Annotated in this window: 20 protein-coding genes and 2 pseudogenes; 10 read left to right on the forward strand and 12 right to left on the reverse strand. The window is 65.6% G+C overall.

Annotation, left to right across the window (positions count from 1 at the left end):
- Window positions 1-34 precede the first annotated feature (34 nt).
- The 3 genes from P5W98_RS30820 to P5W98_RS30830 form a co-directional block, all read right to left on the reverse strand.
- On the reverse strand, window positions 35-973 hold the full coding sequence (locus P5W98_RS30820) for a dihydrodipicolinate synthase family protein (protein WP_421028234.1): 939 nt from the start codon (window positions 971-973) through the stop codon (window positions 35-37).
- Between the two features lie 96 nt (window positions 974-1,069).
- A complete protein-coding gene (locus P5W98_RS30825) occupies window positions 1,070-2,650 on the reverse strand; it encodes an aldehyde dehydrogenase (NADP(+)) (protein ID WP_421028235.1) in 1,581 nt (526 codons plus the stop codon).
- Window positions 2,651-2,672: 22 nt separating this feature from the next.
- A complete protein-coding gene (locus tag P5W98_RS30830) occupies window positions 2,673-4,424 on the reverse strand; it encodes an IlvD/Edd family dehydratase (protein WP_421028236.1) in 1,752 nt (583 codons plus the stop codon).
- A gap of 138 nt (window positions 4,425-4,562) precedes the next feature.
- On the opposite strand from P5W98_RS30830, the gene P5W98_RS30835 reads away from it, so the two are divergent.
- Both P5W98_RS30835 and P5W98_RS30840 read left to right on the forward strand, forming a co-directional pair.
- Complete coding sequence (locus P5W98_RS30835; protein WP_421028237.1) at window positions 4,563-5,579, forward strand: LysR substrate-binding domain-containing protein; 1,017 nt, start codon at window positions 4,563-4,565, stop codon at window positions 5,577-5,579.
- Window positions 5,580-5,621: 42 nt separating this feature from the next.
- Window positions 5,622-6,479, forward strand: a complete 858-nt coding sequence (locus P5W98_RS30840; RefSeq protein ID WP_421028238.1) for a class I SAM-dependent methyltransferase — start codon at window positions 5,622-5,624, stop codon at window positions 6,477-6,479.
- A gap of 3 nt (window positions 6,480-6,482) precedes the next feature.
- On the opposite strand, the pseudogene P5W98_RS30845 reads toward P5W98_RS30840, so the two are convergent.
- Window positions 6,483-7,198: pseudogene (locus P5W98_RS30845) on the reverse strand (Glu/Leu/Phe/Val dehydrogenase dimerization domain-containing protein); the annotation flags it as partial.
- Window positions 7,199-7,514: 316 nt separating this feature from the next.
- On the opposite strand from P5W98_RS30845, the gene P5W98_RS30850 reads away from it, so the two are divergent.
- Both P5W98_RS30850 and P5W98_RS30855 read left to right on the forward strand, forming a co-directional pair.
- Window positions 7,515-8,663, forward strand: a complete 1,149-nt coding sequence (locus P5W98_RS30850; protein ID WP_421028239.1) for a branched-chain amino acid ABC transporter substrate-binding protein — start codon at window positions 7,515-7,517, stop codon at window positions 8,661-8,663.
- 122 nt (window positions 8,664-8,785) lie between these two features.
- Window positions 8,786-9,184 (forward strand): FKBP-type peptidyl-prolyl cis-trans isomerase, encoded by a 399-nt coding sequence (locus P5W98_RS30855; protein WP_421028240.1) that lies wholly within the window; start codon window positions 8,786-8,788, stop codon window positions 9,182-9,184.
- Between the two features lie 67 nt (window positions 9,185-9,251).
- On the opposite strand, the gene P5W98_RS30860 is transcribed toward P5W98_RS30855, so the two are convergent.
- The 4 genes from P5W98_RS30860 to P5W98_RS30875 form a co-directional block, all read right to left on the reverse strand.
- Window positions 9,252-10,157: a lipid A biosynthesis lauroyl acyltransferase gene (locus tag P5W98_RS30860; RefSeq protein WP_421028241.1), complete on the reverse strand. Its 906-nt coding sequence runs from the start codon at window positions 10,155-10,157 to the stop codon at window positions 9,252-9,254.
- A 339-nt stretch (window positions 10,158-10,496) separates the two neighbouring features.
- Window positions 10,497-10,739, reverse strand: coding sequence for a hypothetical protein (locus P5W98_RS30865; RefSeq protein WP_421028242.1), 243 nt, complete (start codon window positions 10,737-10,739; stop codon window positions 10,497-10,499).
- A gap of 80 nt (window positions 10,740-10,819) precedes the next feature.
- Window positions 10,820-12,820 carry an AI-2E family transporter gene (locus P5W98_RS30870; RefSeq protein WP_421042776.1) on the reverse strand — a complete coding sequence of 667 codons (2,001 nt, stop codon included), beginning with the start codon at window positions 12,818-12,820 and terminating at the stop codon, window positions 10,820-10,822.
- A 186-nt stretch (window positions 12,821-13,006) separates the two neighbouring features.
- A complete protein-coding gene (locus P5W98_RS30875) occupies window positions 13,007-13,648 on the reverse strand; it encodes an MlaC/ttg2D family ABC transporter substrate-binding protein (protein WP_421028243.1) in 642 nt (213 codons plus the stop codon).
- 345 nt (window positions 13,649-13,993) lie between these two features.
- On the opposite strand from P5W98_RS30875, the gene P5W98_RS30880 reads away from it, so the two are divergent.
- From P5W98_RS30880 to P5W98_RS30890, 3 genes are all read left to right on the forward strand, one after another.
- Entirely contained in the window at window positions 13,994-15,151 is a 1,158-nt protein-coding gene (locus P5W98_RS30880) for an HPP family protein (protein ID WP_421028244.1), read from the forward strand.
- A gap of 122 nt (window positions 15,152-15,273) precedes the next feature.
- Window positions 15,274-15,687 (forward strand): MarR family winged helix-turn-helix transcriptional regulator, encoded by a 414-nt coding sequence (locus P5W98_RS30885; protein ID WP_421028245.1) that lies wholly within the window; start codon window positions 15,274-15,276, stop codon window positions 15,685-15,687.
- A 5-nt stretch (window positions 15,688-15,692) separates the two neighbouring features.
- Window positions 15,693-17,495 carry a chloride channel protein gene (locus P5W98_RS30890; protein ID WP_421028246.1) on the forward strand — a complete coding sequence of 601 codons (1,803 nt, stop codon included), beginning with the start codon at window positions 15,693-15,695 and terminating at the stop codon, window positions 17,493-17,495.
- A 103-nt stretch (window positions 17,496-17,598) separates the two neighbouring features.
- Here the strand turns inward: P5W98_RS30890 and P5W98_RS30895 are convergent, their stop codons facing one another.
- Window positions 17,599-17,931 (reverse strand): DNA-binding protein, encoded by a 333-nt coding sequence (locus P5W98_RS30895; protein ID WP_421028247.1) that lies wholly within the window; start codon window positions 17,929-17,931, stop codon window positions 17,599-17,601.
- Window positions 17,932-18,253: 322 nt separating this feature from the next.
- Between P5W98_RS30895 and P5W98_RS30900 the strand changes: the two genes are divergently transcribed.
- Complete coding sequence (locus P5W98_RS30900; RefSeq protein WP_421028248.1) at window positions 18,254-18,838, forward strand: ANTAR domain-containing response regulator; 585 nt, start codon at window positions 18,254-18,256, stop codon at window positions 18,836-18,838.
- Between the two features lie 22 nt (window positions 18,839-18,860).
- Window positions 18,861-20,000: a CmpA/NrtA family ABC transporter substrate-binding protein gene (locus tag P5W98_RS30905; RefSeq protein WP_421028249.1), complete on the forward strand. Its 1,140-nt coding sequence runs from the start codon at window positions 18,861-18,863 to the stop codon at window positions 19,998-20,000.
- Window positions 20,001-20,089: 89 nt separating this feature from the next.
- Here the strand turns inward: P5W98_RS30905 and P5W98_RS30910 are convergent.
- The 3 genes and pseudogenes from P5W98_RS30910 to P5W98_RS30920 all read right to left on the reverse strand — a co-directional run.
- Window positions 20,090-20,221: pseudogene (locus P5W98_RS30910) on the reverse strand (AbrB family transcriptional regulator); the annotation flags it as partial.
- Window positions 20,222-20,257: 36 nt separating this feature from the next.
- Window positions 20,258-20,539 (reverse strand): antibiotic biosynthesis monooxygenase family protein, encoded by a 282-nt coding sequence (locus P5W98_RS30915; protein WP_421028763.1) that lies wholly within the window; start codon window positions 20,537-20,539, stop codon window positions 20,258-20,260.
- A 131-nt stretch (window positions 20,540-20,670) separates the two neighbouring features.
- The gene (locus tag P5W98_RS30920) at window positions 20,671-21,015 is read right to left on the reverse strand and encodes a hypothetical protein (protein ID WP_421028250.1); all 345 of its coding nucleotides are present in this window, start codon (window positions 21,013-21,015) and stop codon (window positions 20,671-20,673) included.
- A gap of 271 nt (window positions 21,016-21,286) precedes the next feature.
- Between P5W98_RS30920 and bcsB the strand changes: the two genes are divergently transcribed.
- Complete coding sequence (gene bcsB / locus P5W98_RS30925; RefSeq protein ID WP_421028251.1) at window positions 21,287-23,740, forward strand: cellulose biosynthesis cyclic di-GMP-binding regulatory protein BcsB; 2,454 nt, start codon at window positions 21,287-21,289, stop codon at window positions 23,738-23,740.
- The last annotated feature ends 71 nt before the right edge of the window (window positions 23,741-23,811 follow it).

Genomic DNA, 23,811 nt, shown 5'->3' on the forward strand with positions numbered 1-23,811 from the left:
ATCACCCATGCCATTGATCTGCATGCCGAATCAATCATTTTCCCCAGCGCAGCACGAGCGGATCGAGCCGGCGCGCAATGGCGATCAATTCCGCGCGCGTTTCCGGATGCATCGCCGGCAGCGGGTGACGCGGCAGCTCGCAGGCGATCACGCCGCCCTCCTTCATGAGCGCCTTGCAGGCGAGCAAGCCCGCCTGGCGGTTCTCGTGATTGATCAGCGGTAGCCACTTCTGGTAGAGCGAGAAGGCGTCATCGAGGCGGCCTTCGCGGTGCGCCACGATGATCGGGCGGATGCCATCGGGGAAACCGCCGCCCGTCATCGCGCCGGTTGCGCCCGCGTGCAGGTCGGCCAGCAGCGTGATGCCCTCCTCTCCGTCCCACGGCCCCTCGACCGCGTCGCCGCCGAGACCAATCAGCTCGCGCAGCTTGTTTGCCGCGCCCGGCGTCTCGATCTTGAAGTACGCAACCTGCTCGATCTCGCGCGCCATGCGTGCGAGCAACGCCGCGGACAGCACCGTGCCGCTCGCAGGCGCGTCCTGGATCATGATCGGAATGTCGATGGCGTCCGACACGCGCGCATAGAACTCGTAAATCTGCTGCTCGGGCACACGAAAGGTCGCGCCGTGGTACGGCGGCATCACCATGACCATTGCCGCGCCCAGCTCCTGCGCGTGCCTGCTGCGCGCCGCGCACGCGATCGTGCCGTAGTGCGTGGTCGTCACGATCACGGGCACGCGGCCGGCCACGTGTTCGAGCACGGTGCGCGTGACCCGCTCGCGCTCCTCGTCGGTGACCGAGAACTGCTCGGAAAAGTTCGCGAGGATGCACAGGCCGTCCGAACCCGCGTCGATCATGAAGTCGACCGCGCGCTTCTGGCTGTCCAGATCTAGTTCGCCGGTCTCGGTGAAGGTGGTCGGCACGACGGGAAAGATGCCCGTGTAGCGTGGCGTACGGGGCGTACGGCTCGTAGTCATGTCGTCTGTCCTGCTTCGATTCGTCATCCTGTCTCCCTGATTCTTTTACCGCTGTGCGCGTTCTTGTTGCGTCGTTGTCCGGTTGGGCGGCGCAGTTCAGGCCGCTTCGGGCTTGCCCGCGAAACGCCGTTTCACGTGCAGCGGATTCGCGTCGCGCAACGCGTCGGGCAGCCAGCCATCAGCGAAATTCTGGTAGCAGACCGGGCGCACGAAACGCTCGATCGCCGCCGTGCCCACCGAGGTGCTGCGCCCGTCCGAGGTGGACGGGAACGGGCCGCCGTGCACCATCGCGTCGCAGACCTCGACGCCGGTCGGGAAGCCGTTGGCCAGCACGCGGCCCGCCTTGCGCTCGATGAGCGGCAAGAGTGCGCGCACGAGATCGCCATCGGCGGCGTGCGCGTGCAGCGTGATCGTCAACTGGCCTTCGATATGGCGCAGCACGGCGCGCAATTCGGCTTCGTCCGCGCATTCGACCAGCACGCTGCTCGGGCCGAACACCTCCTCGCCGAGCGCGGCGTCCGCGATCAGGTCGCTCGCGCTCACGCGCAGCAGGGCCGCTTGCGCGCGGCCGGGCGCGGCCGCGCCGCGTGCGAGCGTCGTGACCTTCGGATGCTCGATCAGACGGCCAATGCCGTGCTCGTAGGCGCGCAGGATGCCCGGCGTGAGCATCACGCCCGCCGGCGCCGCGCTGAACTCGCGCGCGGCGTTCGCGGCGAAAGCGTCGAAGTCCGCGCCCGCAAGGCCCAGTATCAGGCCGGGGTTGGTGCAGAACTGGCCGCAGCCGAGCGTTGCCGATGCCGCGAATTCACGCGCCAGCGTCTCGCCGCGCGCGGCGAGCGCGCCCGGCAGCAGCAGGTTCGGATTCACACTGCTCATTTCGGCGTAGACGGGAATCGGCTCGGCGCGAGCCGCAGCCAGCTTCACGAGGGCAAGGCCGCCCGCGCGCGAACCGGTGAAGCCGGCCGCGCGAATCGCCGGATGCTGGACCAGCGCGCTGCCGACTTCATGGCCCGCGTCGAACAGCAGCGAGAACACGCCTTCGGGCATGCCCACCGCCGCGACCGCCTGCTGGATCGCGCGGCCGACGAGTTCCGAGGTGCCCGGATGCGCCGGATGCGCCTTCACGACCACGGGGCAGCCGGCGGCAAGCGCCGACGCCGTGTCGCCACCCGCCACCGAAAACGCCAGCGGGAAATTGCTCGCGCCGAACACCGCGACCGGACCCACGCCGACGCGCCAGAAGCGCAGGTCAGTGCGTGGCGGCTGACGTTCGGGCAGCGCGGGTTCGATGCGCACGTCGAGCGCGTCGCCGCTGCGCACGAGCGTAGCGAACATGCGCAGTTGATTGGCTGTGCGCGCACGCTCGCCTTCGAGGCGCGCGCGCGGCAGGCCGGTTTCGGCCATCGCGCGTTCGATGAGTTGATCGCCGAGCGCTTCGATGCGCGCCGCGCAATCGTCGAGGAATTGCGCGCGCTTGTCGGCGGACAGCGTGCGATATGTGTCGAACGCCGCGTCCGCCAGTGCGCAGGCCTTTTCGACATCGCCTTGCAGCGCGCCGTGGAAAACCGGTTGTGCGATGGGCGTGTTGCTCGCGGCGTCGGTCGCCTGGAACGCCGCGCCTTCGCCGCGCTTCGCGAGCGCGCCGATCAGCAGGTCGCCGGTGAGCGTCGTCGTCATGATGGCAGTCCTTGCGCGTGCGTCAGTGCGAGTGGCGCGGCACGGCGGCGCCGCGCTTGCCCACGAGAAAGTCGAGGTCGCAGCCTTCGTCGGCCTGCAGCACGTGATCGACGTAAAGCCGCGCATAGCCGCCCCGGCCCAGTTGTTCCGCCACGCCGGGCGCGGCAGCCGGATCGACGTCACCCAGGCGGCGTTTCAGCTCCTCGTCGCTGATGTCCAGATGCAGGCGGCCCGCCTCGCAGTCGAGCTCGATCCAGTCGCCGTTGCGCACCGCCGCCAGCGGCCCGCCCGCCGCCGCCTCGGGCGCCACGTGCAGCACCACCGTGCCGTAAGCCGTGCCGCTCATGCGCGCGTCCGAGATGCGCACCATGTCCTTCACACCCTCGCGCAGGAGCTTGGGCGGCAGGCCCATGTTGCCGACCTCGGCCATGCCGGGATAGCCGCGCGGCCCGCAGTTCTTCATCACCAGTACGGAATCCTTATCGACGTCGAGCGACTCATCGGCGATCGTGGCCTTGTAGTGGTCGAAGTTCTCGAACACCACCGCGCGCCCGCGATGCTTGAGCAATTCGGGCGTGGCCGCCGAGGGCTTGAGCACCGCGCCGCGCGGCGCGAGATTGCCGCGCAGGATGCAGATGCCGCCGTCGTCGATCAACGGCTTGTCGAGCGGGCGGATCACCTCGTCGTTGAAGTTGGGCGCCTCGCGCACGTTGTCCCACAGCGATTTGCCGTTGACCGTGAGCGCGTCCGGATGCGGCAGCAGATTCGCTTCGCCGAGCCGCCTCAGCACCGCCGGCAAGCCGCCCGCGTAATAGAACTCTTCCATCAGGAAGCGGCCCGAAGGCTGCAGATCGACGATGGTGGGCGTATTGCGGCCAATGCGCATCCAGTCCTCGAGTTCGAGCGGCACGCCAATGCGTCCCGCAATCGCCTTCAGGTGGATCACGGCATTGGTCGAGCCGCCAATCGCCGCGTTGGCGCGAATCGCGTTCTCGAACGCCTCGCGCGTGAGCACCTTCGAGAGCTTCAGGTCTTCGAGCGCCATCTGCACGATGCGCATGCCCGACATGTGCGCGAGCACGTAGCGGCGCGCGTCCACGGCCGGAATGGCGGCATTGTGCGGCAGAGAGACGCCCAGCGCCTCGGCCATGCAGGCCATCGTCGAGGCCGTGCCCATGGTGTTGCAGGTGCCCGCCGAGCGCGACATGCCCGCCTCGGCAGAAAGGAAATGATGCAGATCGATCTCGCCCGCCTTGAGCGATTCGTGCAAACGCCACACCGCCGTGCCCGAGCCAATGTCCTTGCCTTCGAGCTTGCCGTTGAGCATCGGCCCGCCGGTTACGACGATCGCCGGCACATCGCAGCTTGCCGCGCCCATCAGCAGCGCCGGCGTGGTCTTGTCGCAGCCGCACAGCAGCACGACCGCATCGATGGGATTGCCGCGAATGGCTTCTTCCACGTCCATCGACGCAAGATTGCGCGTGAGCATGGCCGAAGGGCGCAGGTTCGATTCGCCGTTCGAAAAGACCGGAAACTCCACCGGAAAGCCGCCCGCCTCGTAGATGCCGCGCTTCACGTGTTCGGCGAGCTTGCGAAAGTGCGCGTTGCACGGCGTAAGCTCGGACCACGTATTGCAAATGCCGATGATCGGGCGGCCATCGAATTCGTGGTCGGGAATGCCCTGGTTCTTCATCCAGCTCCGATACATGAAGCCATTCTTGTCAGTGGTGCCGAACCACTGTTGCGAGCGCAGTTTGGGTTTTGTTGCCGACATCGTCCGGTCCGAGTGAATGAAACATTGGACATAGCTTAGATAGAACTCTGATAACCTTCTAATGAAATATCGGATGTTTTCGATATCGATTTCGGCATTGGTATAAACACTGAATACTATTTGGGACGGCAGGCAAACATGCTCGATTCGAGCCCCTGGTATGTGCGCACGCGGCTCAAGACGCGTCAGTTGCTGCTGGTCGTCGCGCTTGCGGAAGAAGGCAATATCCATCGCGCGGCGGCGGCGCTGAACATGACGCAGCCCGCGGCGTCGAAGCTGCTGCGCGAACTGGAGGAGATGCTGGGCGCGGTGCTGTTCGAGCGCCTGCCGCGCGGCATGCGGCCCACGCTTTACGGCGACGCGCTGATCCGCCATGCGCGCGCGGTGCTGGGCAGCCTCGACCAGGCCCAGGAGGAACTCTCGGCGCTCAAGGCGGGGCGGCTCGGCCATGTCGCCGTGGGCGCGATCACCTCGCCGGGCGTGCGCGTGCTGCCCGCCGCCGTGGCGGCGGTCAAGCGCGCGCATGCGAATATGCGCGTTTCGGTGGAAATCGACGCAAGCAACGCGCTGCTCGAACATCTCGCGCAGGACAAACTCGATGTCGTGCTCGGGCGGCTTTCCGCCGAACACGACAAGCTTCAGCTACGCTACGAGCCGCTCACGGGCGAGCCGGTGTGCGCCGTGGTGCGGCCGGGGCATCCGCTGCTGGAGGCGGCGCATTCGCCGTTGCATGAGGAAACGCCGGATGAAGCGCAAGCGCGGGCGAAAACCCGCGCGCCGCTCACGCTCGCCGACGTGGCGCGCGCCACCTGGGTCGTGCCGCCTGTGGGCAGCGTATTGCGCCATCGCTTCGAATTGATGTTCCAGCGCGCGAGCCTCGCGCCGCCCTCGAACGTGGTGGAAACGCCCGCGCTGCTTTTCATCACGCGCGTGCTCGAGCAAAGCGACATGATCGCCGTGCTCACCGAGGACGTGGCGCGCTACTACGCAACGCACGGCATGGTCGCGGTGCTGCCGCTGCCGATGGATTGCCAGATGGACGACTTCGGCATCATCACGCGCGCCGATCGCCTGCTCTCGCCCGCGGCGCAGATCATGATCGACGTGTTGCGCGAGGTGAGCGCGGACATTTATGACGTGCGCGGCCCGGCGTAATGCCGGCCCTGCATCTGCGCCGCATCGAACAGGAGAACGGATATGCAAGACCCGAAGACGGCCACCCCCGATTCCAGCGCCATCCGCGTCGCGCTCTGGCGCGCGCTGCACCTGGAAGTCGATGCCGAACCGCACGTGCTCGACGATGCGATCGGCATGCAACTCGCCGCTCCGGCCCCGGACTGGCGCAATCGCCCAGACATGCACCCGCAAGGCACGCGCGGCTATCGCGCGTCCATCGTCGGCCGTGCCCGCTTTATCGAGGATCTCGTGGCCGCGCAGGCCGATGCGGGCGTGGGGCAGTATGCGATTCTGGGCGCGGGCCTGGACACGTTCGCGCAGCGCCGGCCGGAGATTGCGTCACGGCTCCATATGTACGAAGTGGATCAGCCCGGCACGCAGGCGTGGAAGCGGCAGCGCCTGGGCGAGCTTGGCTATCGCGAAGCGGCGTGGCTGCGTTTCGTGCCGGTGGATTTCGAGGCGGGCGAGTCGTGGTGGGCACGGCTCGCACGCGCGGGGTTCGATGCGAAGGCGCGCGCCATCGTGGCGTCCACGGGCGTGTCGATGTACCTCACGCGCGAGGCGAATCTCGCCACGCTGCACCAGATCGCGCAGCTCGCGCGGGGATCGACGCTCGCCATGACCTTCACGCTGCCGCTCGATCTCGTCGATCCCGCGGAGCGCGCGCAGCACGAGGCCGTTTATGAACGGGCCCGCGCGGCGGGCACGCCATTTCTCAGCTTCTTTCGCCCCGAGGAAATGCTCGCGCTCGCGCAAGAGGCGGGGTTTTCGAAGGCCGAGCATGTGAGCACCGCCGATATCGTCGCGCGATATTTCGCAGGACGTAGCGATGGCTTGAGGCCTTCCACGGGGGAGTCGTTTTTGATCGCGACGGTTTAGGGCCGAGCCCGAAACGCTCACGCGCAGGCCGTCAAAGCTGCGGCCAATCCGCTTGAGCATTTCCGCGGCGAAATACACGGTGCCGAACCGGTCGCTTCGGGGCGAATCAGCGAGCCGCCGAATGAGAGTCCCTTGCCCGTGAACACGCAATCGGCGCGGTTGGACAGTTTCTTCATCATGCCCGCCATGAAGCCGACCTCGCGGCCGCCCACGCCGATGTCGCCAGCCGGCACGTCGGTGTCGCTGCCGACATGGCGGAACAGTTCGCTCACGAACGCCTGGCAGAAGCGCATGACTTCTCCGGGGCTCTTGCCCTTCGGATCGAAATCGGAGCCGCCCTTGCCGCCACCCATGGGCAGGGTCGTCAGCGCATTCTTGAAGGTCTGCTCGAACGCGAGGAACTTGAGAATCGAAAGATTGACCGAGTGATGAAAGCGCAGACCGCCCTTATAAGGACCAATGGCCGAGCTGTGCTGAATGCGATAGCCGCGATTGACCTGGACGTCGCCATGATCGTCGACCCACGACACGCGGAACATCACCGTGCGCTCCGGCTCGACCAGACGGTCGAGCAAGCCGTGCTCGGCATATTTGCGATGCTCCGAGATATGTGGCCACAGACTTTCCATCACCTCCGTGACCGCTTGCAGGAACTCCGGTTGACCCGGATTGCGCTCGGCGGTGGCGCCCAAAAAGTCTTCAAGTGATTGATATTTCATTTCAAACGCCCATCGAGGATGCGGGTTCTGTGCGAGACAAGCATTTTGCACCGGTTGGCACGGTGGAATGTAATATAAATGAAATGCACAGTAATGCACTCGACAGATCGCACGAAATCGGTCCGGCTGCTAGAAATGCGCGCGAGCGGGCGTATTTGCCCTAATTGCCCGGATTTGCCCGGCTATGCCGAAATGCGCATAGGATGCGTCGCGAAAGTTCAAGACGGGGCGATATTGGCTTCCTATAGTCGCTTTCGGCATTTCGCCACGCGTTCCCCATTCGCAGCGGTTCGATCGATACTACAAAGGAAACAACATGCGTTTTGCGAAGACTTTCACCCCTGTCGCCGTTGCAGTTGGAGCACTTCTCGCTGTTGCACCGCTCGCCTCTCATGCGGATACCGTCGTCAAGATCGGCTTTGCGGCGCCGCTCACCGGACCTAACGCCAGTTACGGCAAGGACCTGGAGAACGGCGTCAAGATGGCGCTCGACGACGCCAAGGCACAAGGCGTGAAGATCAATGGCCAGCCCGTCTCGTTCCAGTTGGTAGCCGAGGACGACCAGGCCGACCCGCGCGTCGGCGTGCAAGTCGCGCAAAAGCTCGTGGACGAAGGCGTTTCCGTGGTCGTCGGCCACTTCAACTCGGGCACGACCATCCCTGCGTCCGATCTCTACGAAAAGGCGAACCTGCCCGTTATCGATCCGGCCGCCACCAACCCGGTGATCAGCGGCCGTGGCTACAAGAACGTCTTCATGGTGATCTCGAGCGACGCGCAAAACGCCGGCACCGCGGGCGCCTATGCGGTCACGACGACGAAAGCCAAGCGCATTGCCGTGATCGACGACCGCACGGCATTCGGCCAGGGCGAAGCCGATGAATTCGTGAAAGCGGTCAAGGCGCACGGCGGCGACATCATCGACCGCGAGTACACGACCAATCAGGCAACCGACTTCAAGACCCAGCTCACGACCATCAAGAGCAAGAACCCCGATCTGATTTTTGTGGGGGCGCTCAATCCGCAAGCGGCCGGCATCATGAAGCAGATGGCGCAGCTCGGCATCAAGGCGCAGTACGTGGGCGGCGGCGGCGTGAAGGACGTCGACTTCATCAAGCTCGCGGGCGACGTGTCCGAAGGCGCGATGGCTTGGGAATACGGCCGTCCGCTCGACAGCACGCCGGTGGGATCGAAATTCGCCGAGCGCTTCAAGCAGAAGTTCGGCGTGGAAGTGCTCTCGTACGCGCCGTTCGGCTATGACGCGGCGTGGGCCGCCATCAAGGCGATGCAGGCAGCCAACTCGACGAAGCCTGCCGACTATCGCGCGAAGCTGCAAAGCATCAACTTCGACGGCATCACCGGCCAGATCGAGTTCAACGCGAACGGCTCGCTCAAGACCGGCTCCTCCACCGTCTATCAGGTGAAGAACGGCCAGTGGGTGACGGTCAAGACGGTTAGCGGCCTCTGATCGTTCACGCGAACCCGCCGGGAATGTCCGCTTTCCGGCGGGGCCTGGACGATTGCCCGCGATGCTCCGGGTTCGACTGTGGCTGCCGATATAATTGGCAAGCCATTCAACGAGGACATCGCATGAAATCACTGATTGCCGTACTGGCCACCGCCACCATCGCGTCGACGGCGTTCGCCGCCAACGCCATCGACAAGCTGCCTTCGGGCGTCGTAGTCGAACACATCAAGCAAGGCACCGGCGCGCAGCCGACCGCCAGCGACGTCGTGCGCGTGAGCTATCGCGGCACGCTCGCCAACGGCACCGAATTCGACAGCTCCGACAAGCACGGCGGCCCAGCCGAGTTCCCGCTTGGCCGGGTGATTCCGTGCTGGACGCAGGGCTTGCAGAAAATGAAGGTGGGCGGCAAAGCCAAGCTGACCTGCCCGGCGGCAACGGCTTATGGCGATCGCGGCGTCGGCCCGATTCCGCCGAACAGCGACCTCACGTTCGAAGTCGAACTGATCGGCATCGGCAAGTAATGGAATGCAAAAAAGCGCGTCACCACGAGCGATTTACGTGATGACGCGCTTTTGCTAAACGCCGAACTCAATAAACACCCGGCATGCCCGGCGGACGATTCTTGAAGCGGCGGTGCACCCAGTAATACTGCTCGGGAAACTTGCGGATCTGCGTTTCAAGAAATTCGTTGGTTCGACACGCATCGAGCGTATCGCTCTCCGAAGGAAAATCGGCGAACGGCTCAAACACGGTAAGCTTGTATCCGCGGTAATCGGGCAGCACTTCGGTCACGAACGGCACGACGCGGGCACGGGCAATCCGGGCAAGACGCGAAACCGAAGTGAGCGTGCACGCGGGCACGCCAAAAAACGGCACAAAAACCGAGTTGTGGATGCCGTGGTCCATGTCCGCGGCCAGCATGACCGGAATGCCTGAACGCAGCAGTCCGATGATCTTCTTGGCGCTGGTCGAACGCTCGACCATCTCGGCGCCGAATCTGCCGCGTTGCCGCCTGGCCAGTTCCCCCAGACGCTCATTCGACATGCGCGTATAGAGTGAAGCGGCCGGCGATCGCGTGGAATAGAGAATGCAGCCGACTTCAATGCTGACGAAGTGAAAGCCCAAAAAGATCGTGGGCGGCGCATCCTTATCCTCCAGATCGATTTGGCTTTCGATTTGAACCAGCTTCCGTATCGCCTCCTCGCTGCCGAACCATTGAACGCCTCGTTCGACATAGCTTCGGATCACGTGGCGAAAATGCTTTCTCGCAAGTTGGTCGTACTCGGCGTCGGACTTGCCCGGAAAGCATAAACGCAGGTTGACATGAACAATATGCTTCCGGGAGCTTGGCAGTGCGTATAAAAGCGTGCCGAGCGCGCTGCCAAGTCGCGCGACCACGCCATAAGGAAGCATTGAAAAGAGGCGCAATAGCGCCACCATGGCAAAAAAACCTAGTCGCTCCAAGTGAGTCTCCTGCTTGCGAAAGTCATCCATTACCTTTCGAAAAGGCAACGAAATTTCCAGACAAGCGATGTTTTCTAAATGAGATGCCGTGGGGAGGCAAGGAGCAGAACGTTCTGAATCGCGCTACCGTCGCGTTGATCGCGCTTGTGTCGCGACCATTTGCGACAAGTATCGCATGCGCCACTTTGCGACAGGCGAGTGTTATGGACGGTATAGGGTTTTTACCAAGTGAGTCCCATTGCGGGAATCACCGCAAACAAGCGCTAGCTCAGTTCGCAAGAACCCAGCATATTTCCGGACCGATCGACTAGCTGCGCGATGAACAAAGATTGCTATCAATGATAGCCAGCGGGAGCGGTGCAAGCGCCCTCAATGCGCGTCGAAGCCGCCCATGTCTTCGTATTCGAAATGCGTCGGCTCGACACGGCCGAGCGCATCGAGCAGCGAGTGCCCCGCCATCGTGAGCGAAGGCAGCCGTTGGCCTTCGGCGCGCTGTTCGAGCGCGACGAGCTGGCGTTCGAGCAGGATGTCGAGTTCGTGGCGGTTCATGTCGATCTGCTCCGGCGCGTGGCGGATCAGCATCAGCGTTGCAAACTCGTGAGGGCTCAGCACGTGGTGTCTCCGGGCAATGCCGCAACCAGAGGGGGTAGGGCCGCATATCCTGGCATCCCAATGTGACGCCCCCATGACTGTCACGCCCCCGCATTCGCCTGCTTGTGCGCGAGCTCCTTCGGCTGGGCAGCGAGCGCCACGCCGCACTCCTCCACGAGATCGCGCAGCGTGGCAGTGAGGTGCGTAGCGGCATCGTCGGCGATGCTCGGCCCCTCTTCGCGGCGCACCGCCCGCACGCCCACGACGATCGGCAAGGCCGGAGCGCGCTCGCGCACGCGGCGCACGAGGTTGCGCAAGTACGGCGGCGACTCGGCGGCGTCGAGCGACGCCACGCAGACCACCCGCGTCGATTGCATCAAGTGCGCCGCTTGCGCGGATTGCGTCGATGGCATCGCGTGCATCGACTGCAAGGTTTGCAGGTCCATCATCCCCGTGCGCGTGGCGCGCACTTCGTCGTATGTCGTCGCGAGGCACGGAATCCCCGCGCGCGCGAGCAATTGGCACACGATCGCCACCACCACTTCGTCGAAGGCGCCGCGCCCCGGCACGCACAGCACCGCGCGGCCGTCCGCGGGAATCTCCGGCGGCGCGTCGTCTTCGTTGCCCGAAGCGTGGCGCGAATCGTTCACCGACTCCAGCACTTCCACGATGTCGAGCAGCGCCTGATTGATGCGCGCAAGCTGCTCGGCGGGCAGCACGCCGCGCAGCACGTCGTTGCGCGCGAAGCGCAGGCCCTCGAACACCACCCGCTCGTAATAGTCGATGAGCGGCATCTCCGTGAGCAGGCGGTCGGCCTGCAGCAGCGCCTCGTGCGGGTCGTCGGCGAGCAGGCGCTGGTAGCAGGTCTGCGCGGGCGTGAGCGCGGGCTGGTCGCCGAGCAGGATGGTCAGGAAGTTCAGGCGGTCCACGTAGCGGCCCAGCGTGACGATGCACAACGTGAGCGGCGTGGAGAGCACGAGCCCGACCGGGCCCCAGAGCCACGCCCAGAAGATCGCCGCCACCACCACCGCGAGCGGCGACAGGCCCGCGCGGCGGCCGTAGAGCATCGGCTCGGCGAACTGCCCCGCCACCACGTCGACGACGATGAAGAAGATCAGCGTCGAGACTGCCATGGTCCACTGCGGCTGGATGGCCGCGCCCAGCAGCGTCGCAAGGATCGCGGCGATCCAGATGCCGATGTAAGGCACGAAGCGCAGCAGCGCCGAGAGCGCCCCGAACATCAGCGCGCCCGGCACGCCGATGCCCGCGAGCCCGATGGCGATCACGCCGCCCACCGACACGTTCACGCCCAGTTGCGTGACGAAGTAGCGCGAGAGCCGCTCGGAGGCGTCGTTGATAGCCGTGGTGGTGCGATGCAGATCGTTGGAGCCGAACACGCTGATGAAGCGATCGCGCAGGTCCTCGCGCTGCAGCAGGATGAAGATCGTCACCACCAGCACGATGAAGGCGGTCTCGAGCGGCGCGATGGCCGGCGCGAAGGCTTTGCGCACCAGTTGCATCGGCGTGGGCGCGGGCGTGTGGACCTCGACCTGCATCGGCGGCTGCGGCTGGTTGCGCGCGGCGCGCCCGCGCGGCGGCGGCGGCGCGGGCGGCGGCGTGGGCGTGATGCGCTGGAGCTCGGCGGCGGCGCGCGTCATCAGCGAGTCGGCGCGGCCAATGGTCTTTTCCTGCACCGTTTCCGCCTTCTCCATGATGGCTTCCTGGTACTGCGGCAAGGAGGCCGCGAGCTGCACGACCTGCGTGGCGATCAGCGCGCCCACGCCCGCCAGCGCCAGCACCGTGGCGAGCACCGCGATCAGGATCGCGATGAACTGCGGGATGTGCAGCCGGCGCAGCGCGGTCACGAGCGGTGCGAGCAGAAAGCTCAGCAGCACCGAAAGCGTGATCGGCACGAGCATCGCGCGCCCGAAGTAGAGGCCGCACACCACCACCACGCCCGTGACGAGCGCGGCGAGCGTGTGCAGCGTGGGCGTGCTCGACGCGAAGACGCGGTTGCGGTGGCCGTGCGGCTGTCCCGACGGCCCCGATGGTCCATTCAGCGGTTCGGAATAAGGCCTCTCGGGCGGGCTCTGGAAATTCATGGCGAAGCGTTGGCTGGTCGGGGAGTCGGGTGAGACGCGCAACAGGCGCGCCTGAGTTCAGGGTAGTGCGTGCAGCGTGCGTCAGGCGGCGCGCAGGCGAGAAATAAGCCTGAAAACGGCAAACGGGCGAGAAGCGTAACCCAGGCGCGCCCTGGATAAAAGGGTTCGAAAGTGCGCGCGCCGGGATCAGTGCCTGGCCGCCTCCAGCTCCTGATTACGCGAGGTGAGGAACTGGATCAGCCCATCCACGCCCGATTGCTGGATCTTCTCGTTGAACTGCACGCGGTAGGTCTGGATCAGCCAGGCGCCCAGCACGTTCAGGTCGTAGAGTCGCCAGCCCTCGGGGGTCTTGTACAAACGGTAGTCGATCTCCACGGGATTGCTGCTTGTCTGCGCGAGCGTGCGCACGACCACGTCGGTGTCGCCGGGCGCGTTGCGCATCGGCGGGTATTCGATCTGCTGATCGGGCTTGAGCTGCGCGAGCGCGCCAGCGTAAAGATGGATCAGCAGCAGCTGGAACTGCTTGGCGACCTGTTGCTGCTGCGCGGGCGTGGCGGTGCGCCAGTGCCTGCCCATCGCGAGTTGCGTGGTGCGATGGAAGTCGACATAAGGAAGGATGTCCCGGTCGACGATGTCGCGAATGCGCGCAATGTCGTCCGGCGCGATGGCCTTCGTTCGCACTTCGTCCAGCACCTGCTGCGTGGCCGTCTTGATGAGCGCCTGCGGGTCCGACTGATCGACGACGCCCTGCGCGAACGCGCTCGCGCCAATTACCAGCGACGCCATGAACCACGCGAGCACCGCGCTCAGGAAAAAGAGCTTCTTCATGCGTTTGTTGTCCGTGTCGATCGGTGGAATGCGGTGCCGCCGTGCCGGGCCGCCGGCTTGACCGCCCCTGCAAAGGGTTGGCCCGCCAGCGTAACCGAACGCGGCGCAGCGCGCCGCCACCGCGACGCAGGGTTACAAATGCAGTGGTTTTGTTACACCGGAGTTCCCAGATGCGCGCCGCCATCAGCCCACGGGCGATCAAACCCCAAATGACAACTATCAGCGTCAATACGTCGCGGGATATATCACGTTGCGATACAATCGCGATCTCAAAAAATCGCGGGCGGCCCGGCCGGGACGCCGCTTTATCCCTTTCGCTTCGTCCCCTTTACCGCTATCTCGACCGTGTCACGCTTCAGAATTCTTCGCTGGCTCACGCGCTTCGCCCCGGCCCCCGTTACCCTGCGCTGGCGCGAGCGCCTGCGTTCGAGCGGCGGCGCGCTGGTGGGCATAGCCGTCACGGGCGCCGTTTCGCACTACCTGCTCGGCAACGCCTCGACCATTCCGTATCTGATCGCTCCGATGGGCGCCTCGGCGGTGCTGCTGTTCGGCGTGCCCGCGAGTCCGCTCGCGCAGCCGTGGTCGATCATCGGGGGCAATCTGGTTTCGGCTACTGTGGGCGTGACCTGCGCGATGTTCATCCACGATCCCGTGGAGGCCGCCGCCGTCGCCATCGCCGCGGCGGTCTGCGCGATGTTCACGCTGCGCTGCGTGCACCCGCCTTCGGGCGCCGTGGCGCTCACCGCCGTGCTCGGCGGCCCTGCCGTGCATGCGCTCGGCTATGAGTTCGTGTTCGAGCCGGTGGCGCTGCAATCATTCACGCTGCTCATTTCCGCGCTCGTCTATCACACGGCCACCGGCCACCGCTATCCCCACGCGGTGCGCCCGGCCAGGACCGCCCAGCCCGCGACCGCGCCGGGTGGCTTCTCGCGCGCCGACCTCGAAGCCGTGCTGCGCGACCGCGACGAGCTGCTCGACATCGACACCGACGACCTCGAGTCGCTGCTGCGCGAAACGGAGATTCGCGCCTATGCGCGCAGCTTCGGCGAGCTCAATTGCGCCGATGTCATGACGCGCGACGTCGTCAGCATCACGCCGGCGACAACCGTAGGCGAAGCGCGCACGCTGCTCAAGCGTCACGACATCAAGGCGCTGCCGGTGGTGGATGAAAAGCGCCACGTAAAGGGCATCGTCACGCGCGCCGACCTCGCCGAAGAAGGCCTCGGCCGCCACCCGCTGCGCGCGCTGCTGCATTCGCTCCGAAGCGGCATCGCCGCGCATCCCGCCGACGGCGTGCGCGTGAGCACGATCATGAGCACGCACGTTCGCACTATTGCGAGCGAAACCCCCATCGTGCAGCTGCTCGGCATTTTCGCGGGGCGCGGCCACCACCACGTGCCCGTGGTGGACGGCGAGCGCCGCCTCGTAGGCATCGTCACGCAGGCGGACCTGATTTCGGGCCTGTACCGGCAGGCTCAGCCGCTGCAAGGCCAGAGCGCCTGAACCTCATGCATTCCTGAACATATCGCGGGTCGCGCGTGGCGCAACCGCGTCGGGAAGGTCTCGGCCAAACATATCATGTTGTGATATATTCGCATTTCGAATCGCACCCATTTGAATTCCCAATGAAGAACCATACGCGCGGCCTGACGAAGACCGATTTCGAGCAATTGTCCGAGTTCCGCTACCAGATGCGCCGCTTCGAGCGCTTCTCGGAACAGGCCGCCCAGGGCGAGGGCATCACGCCGCTGCAATATTTGCTGCTGCTGCACGTGAAGGGCTATCCGGGCCGCGAGTGGGCGACCATCGGCGAGATTGCCGAGCGTCTTCAGGCGCAGCATCACGGCGTGGTGGCGCTCGTCTCGCGCTGCGAGGCGCTCAACCTGGTCGAGCGGCGCGTGAGCGAGCGCGATCGCCGCCAGGTGGAAGTGCATCTGCTCGACGGCGGCGAAAAGCTGCTCGCGCGCCTCGCCGAACTCCATCGTGCGGAACTGCAATCGCTCGACGGCACCTTCACCATTCCGCAAATCGATCTCTGACGACCATGCATCTCGACGACTCCTACAAGCGCGACTTCTCGGCCAACGCGCGCCTGCCCGGCATCAGCGCGCTGGCCGCCGTCATTGGCGCGCTGGCCACGCTCGCCGCGTTCGTGCTTCTGAGCCTCATCCACTGGTTCACGAACCTGTTCTTCTATGGCCGCTTCTCGTTCGAGGATCACTCGCCCGCGCTGAACACGCTCGGCGCGTGGGTCATTCTCGTGCCGGCGGCCGGGGGGCTGATCGTCGGGATGATGGCGCGCTTCGGCTCCGACAAGATCCGCGGCCACGGCATTCCGGAAGCCATCGAGGCGATTTTGTTCGGCAAGAGCAAGATGTCGCCGAAGGTGGCCATCCTCAAGCCGCTCTCCTCGGGCATCGTGATCGGCAGCGGCGGGCCGTTCGGTGCGGAAGGCCCGATCATCATGACGGGCGGCGCGATCGGCTCGCTGCTCGCGCAGTGCGTGCGGCTCACCTCCGCCGAGCGCAAGACGCTGCTCGTCGCCGGCGCCGCCGCGGGCATGACGGCCGTGTTCGGCACGCCGGTGGCCGCCGTGCTGCTGGCGGTCGAGCTGCTGCTGTTCGAATGGCGCCCGCGCAGCTTCCTGCCGGTCGCGCTCGCCTGCGCCGTGGCGGGCTTTGCGCGCGCTGCATTCTTCGGCACCGAGCCGCTTTTCGCGATGCAAACCCCCACGCCGCACGCGCTCGCGCTGTTTTCGTGCGTGATCGCGGGCCTGCTCTCGGGTGCGCTCGCTTCCGGGCTTTCGGCGGCGCTCTACAAGGTCGAGGACCTGTTCGCGCACCTGCCGCTGCATTGGTCCTGGTGGCCCGCGATCGGCGGCCTCGTGGTGGGCATCGGCGGCTTCATCGAGCCGCGCGCGCTGGGCGTGGGCTACGACGTGATCGGCGACCTGCTCCATCAGCACATCATCTTGCAGGTGGCCATCGCCATCCTCGTGGTGAAGGCAGTGATCTGGGTCGTGGCGCTCGGCTCGGGCACCTCGGGCGGCGTGCTCGCCCCGCTGCTCATGCTGGGCGCGGGCCTTGGCTGCGTGCTGAGCCACGTGCTGCCCGGCAGCGACCCCGCACTCTGGCCGCTCGTGTGCATGGCGGCCACGCTTGGCGCCACGCTCGGCGCGCCGCTCACGGCCATCGTGTTCGCCTTCGGCCTCACCCACGACACCAACGCGCTGCTGCCGCTGCTCACGGCCACGCTGGTCGCGCACGGCTTCGCCACGGTCGTCATGAAGCGCTCGATCATGACCGAGAAGATCGCGCGGCGCGGCTATCACATCTATCGCGAGTACGGCGTCGATCCGCTCGAGCGCCATCACGTGGACGAAGTGATGACGCGCAACGTCGAAACCATCGACGCCGGCGTGAGCGTGCGCGATGCGCTATCGCAATACTTCGGCCCCGACCAGAAGCGCCGCGCCTGGCCTGTGGTGCGTGACGGCGCCGTGCTTGGCATGGTGGACCGCGCGATTCTGGAGACGGTGCGCGCGAGCGGCGCCAACGAGGCGCTCGATCAGCCGCTCGGCGCGCTGCTTGCGCTGCGCGCGCCCGATGTGGCGGTGCCTGAGGAGACTTGTCGCCGGATCGCCGCGCGTCTTGCCGTGCATGGGCTCGAGCGGCTGCCGGTAGTGTCCGATCGCCGGTCGATGCAACTCATCGGCATTGTGTCGAGCGCCGACCTCGTGAAGGTCTCGCTTTCGCACTTCGAGGAAGAGACCAAGAGGGAGCGCTTCCGGCGCATCCCCATCGGCAACAGCAAGCGGCGTTTTCCGCCGGTTCGGAAAGCGAGCTGAGACACGGAACTCGTGGATTTCGATGCGCGCCGGTTATGCCGGCGCGTTTTTTAGCCATTCGCAGACTTCCGGGGCAGGGCTCTGTTCGACTCGAATCAACCCCTCATATCTCTTGAAAGTCGACGCTCGCGGAGCCGGTTGTCACCCATGCCCGACCCAGGACCGAGCATCCAAAACCCGACTCAATACGGTACCAACGATGGTTGCCTTTCGGCGACAGCGTGCGATAGAGCTGGGGCGGATTCAGATGCGCCTGCTCGGCCACGGCCTGAACTCCGCCAAATGCCTGCGCCATCTGGCGCAGCACGATCAGCAGCTCGGCCTGGTCGCCATCGGCCAAGATGTCATTGATAACCTGGGTGCCCGCAGGCAGTGAAACTTCTTTGTCACAGATACTGCGACGCGCGTACGTGTGAACCTTCAATACGGTCGGCATTGGACCACTCTCCATGTGGAATGCCATCGATTCCACCACGCTGACTGTTTGGAGTTGCATGGCAGGGTTGACTGTTAGTTTCAAATCTTGAGACGAAGACCATGGCTTCCGCGTCTTCCCACTGCGCCAGTTGAGTGCTGCCGCAATCCCAGCCACGCACTGCTGCGGTGCATCACACCATCTTCCCGTCCGGTTTCGCACGCGACCCGCCCCATTCGCGTGCGCCGCAACAACTGGCACATACCTTGCTGGAATGCTGCATGTCCTGCTTCGCCGCACTGCGCCCAAGCAGCCACCTCATGCTGCCGACCACTGAAACACCATGCTGCGCGTCCTGCTCGTAACCGACACCGACAAGCCCATCGGCGATCTGCGCCAGGCGCTCGCGCGGCTCGGCTACGAAATGCTCGCCGAGCCCGCGACGCCGCAGGCGCTGCATCGCGCCGTCGAGCGCGAGCGGCCCGACGTGATCATCATCGACACCGAATCGCCTTCGCGCGACACGCTCGAACAGCTCGCCGTGATGAACGCCACGGCGCCGCGACCCGTGCTGATGTTCAGCAACGATGCCAACCAGCAGCTGATTCGCTCGGCCGTGCATGCGGGCGTGACGGCGTATCTCGTCGAAGGGCTCGCGGGCGAACGCATCGCACCGATTCTCGAAGTCGCGCTGGCGCGCTTTGCGCAAGAGGCGCAACTGCGCGAGCGGCTCACCCATGCCGAGAACGAACTGGCCGAGCGCAAGCTGATCGACCGCGCGAAGCGCATCGTGATGGAGCAGCAGAAGCTGTCCGAGCCCGCCGCCTACGCAACGTTGCGAAAGCGCGCCATGGACCAGAGCCTGAAGCTGGCCGAGGTTGCCCGCCAGATCGTCGCGGCAAGCGGGCCGCAGGAGCGGCGCAAATGAACGCGCCGGCCCACGAATGAGGATGAACGAAGCGCACATCATGAACACCACCACCCCGCACGCCGCGCCGGAAAAGACGCACCTGAAGATAGGCTACGTGCCGCTCGCCGACGCCGCGCCGCTTGTCGCCGCGAAATTGCTCGAGTTCGGCCACGCGCACGGCCTCACGCTGGCGCTTTCGCGCCAGCCGTCCTGGGCCGCGCTGCGCGACAAACTGCTGACCGGCGAACTCGACGCCGCGCATACGCTCTACGGTCTCGCGTACGGGGTGCAGCTTGGCATTGGCGGGCCCCGCCAGGATATGGCCGTGCTGATGGTGCTCAACCGCAACGGCCAGGCGATCACGCTGTCGAACCGTCTCGCCGACGCTCTCGCCGAACACGGCACACTGCGCCGCGCGCTCGCGACGCTCGAGCGCAAGCCCGTGTTCGCACAGACCTTCCCGACCGGCACGCACGCGATGTGGCTCAATTACTGGCTCGCCGCGCAGGGCGTGCATCCGCTGCGCGATATCGACAGCGTGGTGATTCCACCGCCCCAGATGGTCGCCGCGCTCACCGAAGAGCGGCTCGACGGCTTTTGCGCTGGCGAGCCGTGGCCCGCGCTCGCGCAGCAGCACGGCGTGGGGCGCACGGTCATCCGCAGCGGCGAAATCTGGCCCGATCATCCCGAAAAAGTGCTGGCGTGCCGGCGCGATTTCGTCGTGCGCTATCCGAATACGGCGCGCGCGCTCGTGCAGACGATGCTGGAAGCATGCCGATGGCTCGACGGCGCGGGACATCGGCAGGAAATCGCTCAATGGCTGGCGCGGCCGGACATGCTCGGCGTGGATCCGGCGTTGATTGCGGGGCAGCTCGAAGGTATCGGTACTTTCGACCCGGTGCGCATGAAATTCTTCGAGGACGGCGCGGTGAACAATCCGTTGGAGTCCGAAGGAATCTGGTTCATGACGCAGTTCGAGCGCTGGGGAATGATGGCGCGGCGCGACGACTATCGGGAGATTGCGCGAGCGGTGAATCAAACCGCGTTGTATCGCGAGGCGGCGCGGGCGATGGACGTTTCGGTGATTGACGCGTCGAGCAAGCCGGTTTTCGTCGACGGAAGGGTTTGGGATGGCGCGGATGCTGGGGGCTACGTGGAGGGGTTTGGGGTGAGAGCTTGAGTGGATGCGGCGCTCATGATGAGCGCCTGGCGCTTGATCGCGTTCGTTATTCGTTGCGAGCGAAACTTCGGGCGCGACTGGATGTGCGGATCAGCTTGCTCTTGCTCGCCCCGCCCCTCCGTCATGAAATCCGGTCCGAATTTCGCGAATTTCTTGAGCATGCCACCCAACGACCGGCGCACAGGGCGGATGCGGATTTCATCGCCCACGCGCTCGATCTCGGCCCGCGAGGGAGATTCCATCCGCAAGCGCACGATTTACTTCACCACCACCTGCGTATGCCCCACGACCGGCGGCTTCTCGAAGTACGGTCCCACGAGGCCGCGCCACGCCTGGAAATCGGCGGATTCACGGAAGTGGACCATATGGTCTTCCAGCGTGTCCCATTGCACGACGAGCACGTACTGGTTCGGCTCCTCCACGCTGCGCTGCAGTTCCACGGCGGTGCAGCCGCGCGCGCGGTGGAATAGCGGCAAGGCCTGCGCCACGGCTGCTTCGAATTCGGCGTTCTTGCCGGCCTGCACGGAGATGTGCGCCATTTCGTAGACCACGTTCTGCTCCTTTCTCTTCGCTTTTTTCGTCATTCATGAATGCGCGCGCAGTTGCGGCGCGGGCCTAACGTTACCACGCCGGCGCGTTCAATCACGCAGCCCGTCGATTGATGACAGCTTCACGACATCATGCGCACGACTTCCTGCTCCGAAGGGCAGACCTGGTTACGTTGCGCGGCGATCGGCCCGGGCAGTTTTTTCTTGTCGGCGGCCACGTTGGTGTAGTACCGGAGCTCGGTGATGCTCGTCCCACCTTTGCTCGACTGCGGCTGCGGCGACCACAGCGCGACCCAGTAATGGCCGTTGGCGTCGTACATGACCGTCGATTTCGTATCGCACGCGATGCCACGCACGAAAGCGCTGACCACCGTCACGCCCGGCATGCCCGCAGCAGCGCTGCCCTCGCCCACGGAACCGGCGGTCGCCACCAGCGCGTCGTAGTCGCTGCCTAGTCGAGTCGTCATGTTTTGTCTGAAAGAGGTTTTCTGGATCGCTGCAAGTGACTGTCTCTTCGCTTCGCCTCGGCGATATGACAATCCCTAACGATTGGACGTCAGCAAACGGTGAGCAATCATCAGTCGCACTTCATGAGAGTCAGATAAACTCCGACGAATTTCAAGATGCGTCACCGCAAGACCCGGATGACGGCGGGCAATGCGAGACCGCCAAAATCACCAGACGGCTGACTATGCGTAACGGGGTCGCCGTCGCGAACAAGACAAGGGGCCGTTTGCGATGCGAGTTTCCGTACCTGTCCGCCTCGGCGCGTTGACGGCAGGGCTGCTGGTGGCGTCCAGCCTGCTTGCAGCCGACAAGCCCACGGACAAAGCAGCCGTCAAGGTGTCGCCCGCCACGACCGCATCCGGCGCAGCGCCGGCCTCGGCGGCTTCTTCGGCCTCGGGTGCAACAGCCGACGCTTCGTTTGGCGGCGTGCCCGGCGCGCTCACTACCACCGCGGGCGGCATCGGCCCAGCCGTGATCCAGACGGCGCCGGGCACCATCGCCATGCTCCCGGGCGCCAATGCGCTGCCCGCCCCGACGGGCCAGCCGCGCACCCATGTCTTCACGCTGCGCCAGATGGGCGCCTACGGCGCGATGGAATTGCGCGGGCTCGACCCCACGGGCTACCTCAATGCCGATGTGCGCACCGACGAGGTCGTCACCGCTGCGAAGCTGCGGCTCGTCTACACGTATTCGCCCTCGCTCATCTATCCGCTTTCGCACCTGAAGGTGTTCGTGAACGGCGAAGTGGTGGCCACCATTCCGCTCGTGAAGGAAACGGCAGGCAAGCTCGTAACGAGCGAGATCGCCCTCGATCCGCGTCTCTTTACCGACTTCAACCGCATCAGCGTGCAGATGATCGCGCACTACACGCTCGATCATTGCGAGGACCCGTATCACTCGACGCTGTGGACCGACATCGCGCCCGAAAGCACGCTCACGCTCGACACGGCCGCCGTCGATCTGCCCAATAGTCTCGCGCTTTTGCCGGCGCCGTTCTTCGACAAGCACGACTACACCCTCGTGCGCGTGCCGTTCGTGCTCGCCGCCAACGCGGGGCTGCCCACGCTGCGCGCGGCCGGCGTGGTGTCGTCGTGGCTCGGCGCGCTCGCGAGCTTTCGCGGCGCGCGCTTCCCGGTCGCGCACGCGGCACCCGCCGACGCCAGCGCGATCGCGTTCGCGCTGCCGGGCCAGGTGCCCGAAGGCATCGCGCTGCCCGAGATCAAGGGCCCGACGATCACGATGATGACCAACCCCGCCGCCGCGCCGGGCTCGGGCCGCAAGCTGCTCGTGCTCGCGGGCCGCACGCCCGAGGAGCTGAAGAAGGCCGCCGACGCGCTCGTACTCGGCCAGGCCGGCATGGCGGGCAGCAGCGTGGCGGTGCAATCCGTGGATCTCGGTCCCGAGCGCAAGCCCTACGATGCGCCCAACTGGGTGCCCACGGACCGCCCCGTGCTGCTGCGCGAGCTCGTGAGCGACCCGCAGCAGTTGCAGGTCTCGGGCTACAACCCGCCCGCGATCCGCGTGAACATGCGCGTGCCCGCCGACCTCTATGCGTGGGCGCACAGCAATGTGCCGATCGACATCCGCTATCGCTACACCGCGCCGTCGAGCTGGAACGACTCGATCCTCAACGTCAGCATCAACGACCAGCTCGTGCGCTCGCAGCGCCTGAAGCCGGTCACGCGCGCCGCCGACGAAACGCGCATCGCCGTGCCCGTGCTCTCGGGCACCGATGTGCGCGCAACGAGCAGCATCGAGATTCCGGCGTTCCGCGTGGGCTCGAACAACCAGTTCCAGTTCCAGTTTCATATCGATTCGCAGAAGACCGGCCTGTGCGCTTCCACGGCCGCCGACATCGCGCGCGCCGCCATCGACCCCGACTCGGTGATCGACTTCAGCGGCTTCGCGCACTACACGGCGCTGCCCAACCTCGCCTACTTCGCCAACAGCGGCTATCCGTTTACGCGCATGGCCGACCTCTCGGCAACCGCCGTCGTGATACCCGACGCGCCCGACACGAAGGATCAGGAAGCCGTGCTCACGATGCTCGGGCACATGGGCCAGTGGACCGGCCTGCCCGCGCTGCGCGTGAAGCTCGTGCCCGCCAGCCAGATCGACAGCGTGAGCGGCGACGACCTGCTCGTGATCGGCTCGGGCTCTGCGGCGAACCTGCTCGCGAAGTGGGGCAAGGACCTGCCGCTGCTCATCGAGCGCGGCAAGACCGAAGTGGCGACGCGCGACCAGAAAATCGGCTGGCCGAACTGGCTAGGCGGCACCGCGGACGACGACGACACCACGCCCAAGGGCCGCTCGATCGTCACGCTCGGCGGGCCGCTGGCCGCGTTGATCGGCTTCGAGTCGCCGCTCGCTTCGGGGCGCAGCGTCGTGGCGCTCGCGAGCACGTCCGCGGCGCAACTCGACGACGTGCTCGACGCCATGCAGGACAGCAGCAAGGTCGCGCGGATGCATGGCGATCTGAGCGTCGTGCGGCACGGCGAGGTGGAAAGCCTGCGCGTGGGCGAGCGCTATTTCGTCGGCGACCTGCCCTGGTATGCGCGGCTGTGGGTGCATATCTCGCGCTATCCGTCGCTGATGGCGCTCGCGGGCATTCTCGCGGGTCTGATCGTCGCGTTCACGGTGTTCTGGGCGCTGGGCCGCATGGCCAAGCGGCGCACCGGAGACTGATCATGCGCGTCTCGCCGCTCCATCGCGGGTCCCGCCTCGCGCTTCGTCTCGCGCTTCGTCTCGAGCTTCAT

This window comes from Paraburkholderia sp. A1BS-2L, from assembly GCF_051125205.1.
Taxonomy (GTDB): Bacteria; Pseudomonadota; Gammaproteobacteria; order Burkholderiales; family Burkholderiaceae; genus Paraburkholderia.

Excerpts from the sequence above, each read along its gene's own strand:
- P5W98_RS30840 (WP_421028238.1), top strand. The coding sequence starts at position 5,622 with ATGCAAGACCCGAAGACGGCCACCCCCGATTCCAGCGCCATCCGCGTC.
- P5W98_RS30825 (WP_421028235.1), bottom strand. The coding sequence starts at position 2,650 with ATGACGACGACGCTCACCGGCGACCTGCTGATCGGCGCGCTCGCGAAG.
- P5W98_RS30870 (WP_421042776.1), bottom strand. The coding sequence starts at position 12,820 with ATGAATTTCCAGAGCCCGCCCGAGAGGCCTTATTCCGAACCGCTGAAT.
- P5W98_RS30905 (WP_421028249.1), top strand. The coding sequence starts at position 18,861 with ATGAACGAAGCGCACATCATGAACACCACCACCCCGCACGCCGCGCCG.
- P5W98_RS30875 (WP_421028243.1), bottom strand. The coding sequence starts at position 13,648 with ATGAAGAAGCTCTTTTTCCTGAGCGCGGTGCTCGCGTGGTTCATGGCG.
- P5W98_RS30885 (WP_421028245.1), top strand. The coding sequence starts at position 15,274 with ATGAAGAACCATACGCGCGGCCTGACGAAGACCGATTTCGAGCAATTG.
- P5W98_RS30890 (WP_421028246.1), top strand. The coding sequence starts at position 15,693 with ATGCATCTCGACGACTCCTACAAGCGCGACTTCTCGGCCAACGCGCGC.
- P5W98_RS30850 (WP_421028239.1), top strand. The coding sequence starts at position 7,515 with ATGCGTTTTGCGAAGACTTTCACCCCTGTCGCCGTTGCAGTTGGAGCA.
- P5W98_RS30915 (WP_421028763.1), bottom strand. The coding sequence starts at position 20,539 with ATGGCGCACATCTCCGTGCAGGCCGGCAAGAACGCCGAATTCGAAGCA.
- P5W98_RS30835 (WP_421028237.1), top strand. The coding sequence starts at position 4,563 with ATGCTCGATTCGAGCCCCTGGTATGTGCGCACGCGGCTCAAGACGCGT.
- bcsB (WP_421028251.1), top strand. The coding sequence starts at position 21,287 with ATGCGAGTTTCCGTACCTGTCCGCCTCGGCGCGTTGACGGCAGGGCTG.
- P5W98_RS30895 (WP_421028247.1), bottom strand. The coding sequence starts at position 17,931 with ATGCCGACCGTATTGAAGGTTCACACGTACGCGCGTCGCAGTATCTGT.
- P5W98_RS30920 (WP_421028250.1), bottom strand. The coding sequence starts at position 21,015 with ATGACGACTCGACTAGGCAGCGACTACGACGCGCTGGTGGCGACCGCC.
- P5W98_RS30830 (WP_421028236.1), bottom strand. The coding sequence starts at position 4,424 with ATGTCGGCAACAAAACCCAAACTGCGCTCGCAACAGTGGTTCGGCACC.
- P5W98_RS30855 (WP_421028240.1), top strand. The coding sequence starts at position 8,786 with ATGAAATCACTGATTGCCGTACTGGCCACCGCCACCATCGCGTCGACG.
- P5W98_RS30900 (WP_421028248.1), top strand. The coding sequence starts at position 18,254 with ATGCTGCGCGTCCTGCTCGTAACCGACACCGACAAGCCCATCGGCGAT.
- P5W98_RS30820 (WP_421028234.1), bottom strand. The coding sequence starts at position 973 with ATGACTACGAGCCGTACGCCCCGTACGCCACGCTACACGGGCATCTTT.
- P5W98_RS30860 (WP_421028241.1), bottom strand. The coding sequence starts at position 10,157 with ATGGATGACTTTCGCAAGCAGGAGACTCACTTGGAGCGACTAGGTTTT.